This is a genomic window from Mycobacterium sp. 663a-19 (assembly GCF_035616495.1).
Lineage (GTDB): Bacteria > Actinomycetota > Actinomycetes > Mycobacteriales > Mycobacteriaceae > Mycobacterium.
On record NZ_JAPJAV010000048.1, the window covers coordinates 1 to 459 of the forward strand.

General features: G+C 66.7%; 1 protein-coding gene. It reads left to right on the forward strand.

Annotated elements, in window-relative coordinates:
• Positions 1–459 (forward strand): condensation domain-containing protein (locus OQ968_RS24805; protein ID WP_324682299.1); only part of this gene is annotated, 459 nt, incomplete at both ends.

The following is a 459-nucleotide window of genomic DNA, read 5'->3' on the forward strand; positions in this document are numbered from 1 at the left end:
CTGGTCGGGTTTTTCGTCAACACCTTGGTGCTGCGCGTGCAGCTAGGTGATGACCCCAGCATCGCCGAACTGTTGGCCCAAGTCCGCGACCGCGCCCTGGGCGGCTACGAACACCAACACGTGCCGTTTGAAGTGTTGGTGGAACGGCTCAACCCGACCCGCACCCTGACCCATCACCCCCTCATCCAGGTCATGCTGGCCTGGCAAAACTGGGCACACACCAGCCCCGCCGACACCGCGCCCGCCCTCGGCGAGGATCTACACATCGCGCCGCTGCCCCTAGACACCCACACCGCCCGCATGGACCTGACAGTGTCGCTGGGCGAACACTTCACCCCCACCGGGGCGCCCGCCGGGATCACCGGCACCATCGAATACCGCACCGACGTGTTCGACCCGGCCAGCATCGCGGCGTTGATCGAGCGGCTGCAACGGGTGCTGGTGGCGATCAGCGCCGAT